Source organism: Streptomyces solincola (genome assembly GCF_002982015.1).
Taxonomy (GTDB): Bacteria; Actinomycetota; Actinomycetes; order Streptomycetales; family Streptomycetaceae; genus Streptomyces; species Streptomyces solincola.
This window is the reverse complement of the sequence record NZ_PVLV01000515.1, coordinates 1-3444: the sequence shown is the minus strand read 5'-3', so window position 1 is coordinate 3444 and position 3444 is coordinate 1. Positions and strand designations below refer to the sequence as shown.

Sequence of the window (3444 nt, the reverse complement as noted above, 5' to 3'; positions counted from 1 at the left end):
GCGCGCCGCCCGCCCCGGCACCGGCTCCGTCGGCGGAACCGGCACCCGTCGGCGCCTCCGGCGGCAGCGGAACGGACCCCGTACCGCCGCTGCCCACACCCCCCGCAGAAGTGCCGCTGTCGTGACCGTGGCCGTGACCGCTGCCGCCGTCCGCGGACGCTCCCCGGTCCGCAGCCGACACCGCAGCCGACATCGCCTCCGTCTCCGTCTCCGGCCGTGCGACGCCCTCGCCGACTGCCCGGCGGCGCCCGGTGGGCGCCGCCGCCGGGGTCGGGTCGCCGGGCGGGTGCTGCTGCGCCCGGACGTCCTCCCCGTACGACGGGGCATGCGGCGCCAGCCCGTCACGGGCGTGCTCCGTGCTCCGATCCTCCTCGGCCACCGTGGCCGCAGCGGGCGGGGCCAGTCGGTCGGCGTCGGCCGGCGGCAGGGCGAAGGGGCTGCGCTGTGCGGCCGGATCGGGCGCGGGTCGCTCCTGGGCCGGGCCCAGGGCGCGCCGGGCCCGACGGCCGGTGGATTCGGCGGCCTCACCCGGGTGCTGCTCGGCGGAGCCGGCCGGCAACGCGGGAAGCGCAGCGCGCTCGCCGTCCCGCCGGGCGCGTCGCCCGGACGCCGGCACCGGCGTGGCGTCCATGGGCACGCCCTGCGGCGGCACCGTCTCGCCGAGGGCCGGCCGGCCCTGCGCGCTCTCGGCGGCGGTCCGCACCGCGCCCTCGGCCGGGCTCGGCCGTCCGCGCCGCCGACCGGTGGGCGCCGCGGGCGCCAGGGCCGCCACGACCCCGGAGGCTCCGTCCGCGCCGGCCGCGGCGTCGTCCCCGAGGGCGCGCCGGCGGCCGGTCGGCTCCGCGGCCACCGGGTCCTCGGCGCGTACCGGGCTCGCCAGGAAGGCGTCCGTCGAGGCGCGCCGCGCCCGGCGCCGCCCGCCACCGACCGTCGTCTCCCCGCCCGTACCGGTGCCGGCGGCCCCAGTGCTTCCCTCACCGTTCTGCTGGGCGGGCACCAGTGGAGCCATGGCCGCCACCGCCGACTCCACGGACCCGCCGGCCTGCCCGGACTCGCCGAACCCGCCCTGCGAACCATCGAGCCGGCCCACCGGAACCTCCAGCACGAACGCACTGCCGGGCATCCCGGGTACCTCGTGCGTCTGGAGCACTCCGCCGTGCGCCCGGACGATGCCGCGCACGATCGGCTCGTGCACCGGGTCGCCGCCCGCGTACGGGCCGCGCACCTCGATGCGGACCACGTCACCGCGCTGGGCCGCGGCCACCACGATGGTCGAGTCGGCGTAGCCGCCGCCGGCCACCGCCCGGGCCCGTCCGGTCGAGTCGACGCCCGCCACGTCGGCGACCAGGTGCGCCAGCGCCGTCGCCAGTCGCACTCCGTCCACCTCGGCGGCGATCGGCGGCGCGTGCACCGCAAACTGCGCGCGGCCCGGGCCGATCAGCTCCACCGCGCCCTCGACGCCTGCGGCGACGACCCCGTCCAGCAGCACCACGCCCTTGCGCAGCGGCTCCGACCCGGTGTCCAGCCGCTGGAAGCCCAGCACGTTGTCGACGAGCGTCGTCATCCGGGCGTACCCGGCGGCGAGGTGGTGCAGCACCTGGTTGGCCTCCGGCCAGAGCTGCCCGGCCGGATCGGCGGCGAGCGTGCCCAGCTCGCCCCGAAGCTCCTCCAGCGGCCCGCGCAGCGAACCGCCCAGAACGGCGGTGAGCTGATCGTGCCGGGCGGTGAGATCCGCGTACGCCTCCTCGCGCCGCTCCCGCTCCACGGCGTCCCGCTCGCTGCGGTCGGCCACCTCGGTGACATGCCGCTCGGTCAGCTCGGAGACCTCGGCCGCGTGCCGCTCGGTGAGCGCCGCCAGTTCCTTCTCGTGCCGCTCCGTCAGTTCCGTGACCGCGGCCTCGTGCGCCGACACCAACTCCTCGTACGGGCGCCGGTCGGTGAAGGTCATCACCGCGCCGACGAGCTGGTCCCCGTCCCGTACCGGCGCGGTGGTCAGGTCCACCGGCACCGGGGAGCCGTCCTTGGCCCACACCACCTGTCCGCGCACCCGGTGCTTGCGGCCCGAGCGGAGCGTGTCGGCGAGCGGCGACTCCTCGTACGGGAACGGCTCGCCGTCCGCGCGGGAGTGCAGCATCAGCCCGTGCAGCTCCTTGCCGCCGAGGTCGCTGGCGCGCCAGCCGAGGATCTGGGCGGCGGCCGGGTTGACCAACACCACCCGGCCGTCGGTGTCGGTGCCGACGACGCCCTCGGCCGCGGCCCGCAGAATCATCTCGGTCTGCCGCTGCGAACGGGCCAGCTCCGCCTCGGTGTCGACGGTCCCGGACAGGTCGCGCACCACGAGCATCAGCAGCTCGTCACCCGTGTACGAAGAGCCGGCGCCGGTCGCGTACGGGTCGTAGGCCTCCCGCCCGTCCTCCAGGCTCGCGCTGGTCACCTCGACGGGGAACTCGCCGCCGTCGGTCCGCTGCGCCACCATCCGGGCCGGCTTGGTCCGTCCGCGCGCGTCCGCGGCCTCCGGCCGGCGCATCGAGCCTGGGATCAGCCGGGAGTCGAACGCCGGCAGCAGGTCCAGCAGGCCCCGCCCGACGAGTGCGGTGCCCGGAGCCTCGAACATCTCCAGCGCGATGGTGTTGGCGTTGACCACCGTGCCGTTGCAGTTGACGAGCACCAGCCCGTCCGGCAGGGCGTCGAGTATGGCTGCGAGGCGAGCAGCGCCTCGGGATGGCCTGCTGCTCACGACGACGCTTCCTCCCGCTCGGCCTTCACTGCACAAGGAGTCTAAGGGCTGGTGATGGGGGCCCGACGGCGGTTGTGTGGGGGTTCGCGAACGACGATCCTCCTCGTGCCCGCTCCCGCCCGCATATGCCCAGGCCACAAGCCCTTCGGGCCCCGGGGACGCGCCTGCGGCTACGAGCGGGCCATCGGCAGCACCGGCTTCAGCGCGTCCCAGCGGGCGATCTCGCAACCGTCGCCCCGGGAGAACCGCGCGTCGACGTCCTTGCCATGCCAGGTGCCGGTGATGTGCGCGGTGGCGGGGCCGCCGTGCTGCATGGTGCACATGGTGCCCTCGGCCACCGGCGCGAACGGGTCGCGGCCCTCGTCGGCCAGCTCCTTCAGCCGGTCGCAGGCCCCCTTCGCCCGCGGGTGCGTCCCCTCCGCCGTCCGCGTCCCGCACTCCAGCTCGAAGGTGCCGTCCGCGGCCGGGTTGCCCGAGTCGGCGACGGTGATGGTCAGCTTGTCCGGCCCCGCCAGCAGCGGCAGCGGCAGCCCGCCCCCCTCCGCCAGTGCGGCGGGCGCGGCGGCGCCCAGCACGGCGAGGGACGCGGCGGACATGAGGACGAGACGGCGCAGCATGCGTACTCCTGGGGGGTGTGGATCCCGGGGAGCCGCCCAGTGGCCCCGGGCACTCCCCCTCGCCCCACTAACGCGCCACCCCCACAGGCG

2 protein-coding genes are annotated in these 3444 nt (G+C 76.7%); both read right to left on the bottom strand.

Annotated elements, in window-relative coordinates; all coding sequences use genetic code 11:
* Window positions 1-2737 (bottom strand): PAS domain-containing protein (locus C6N75_RS26085; RefSeq protein WP_146132681.1); only part of this gene is annotated, 2737 nt, incomplete at its 3' end.
* A gap of 170 nt (window positions 2738-2907) precedes the next feature.
* Window positions 2908-3354: an SSI family serine proteinase inhibitor gene (locus C6N75_RS26080; RefSeq protein ID WP_105871333.1), complete on the bottom strand. Its 447-nt coding sequence runs from the start codon at window positions 3352-3354 to the stop codon at window positions 2908-2910.
* Window positions 3355-3444: the final 90 nt, after the last annotated feature.